The following is a 213-nucleotide window of genomic DNA, read 5'->3' on the forward strand; positions in this document are numbered from 1 at the left end:
TGCAGCGATGCATTGAGCTAACCAGTACTAATGATCCGTGAGGCTTAACCTTACAACACCGAAGGTGTTTTTAGAGAGATTTTCAGCGACGTTCCGAGATTGGTTCTGATGGCTTCACGGAAGTGAGGCGGTTGGAATGAAACAGAATTTGCCTGGCGGCAATAGCGCGGTGGTCCCACCTGACCCCATGCCGAACTCAGAAGTGAAACGCCG

At 51.2% G+C, this 213-nt stretch carries 1 rRNA gene; it reads left to right on the forward strand.

The features are described from left to right. Nucleotides 1–151 precede the first annotated feature (151 nt). A 5S ribosomal RNA gene (gene rrf, locus HWW83_RS25570) occupies nt 152–213 on the forward strand; the annotation flags it as partial.

The sequence above is a fragment of the Serratia ureilytica genome (assembly GCF_013375155.1).
In the GTDB taxonomy this organism is placed as follows: domain Bacteria; phylum Pseudomonadota; class Gammaproteobacteria; order Enterobacterales; family Enterobacteriaceae; genus Serratia; species Serratia ureilytica.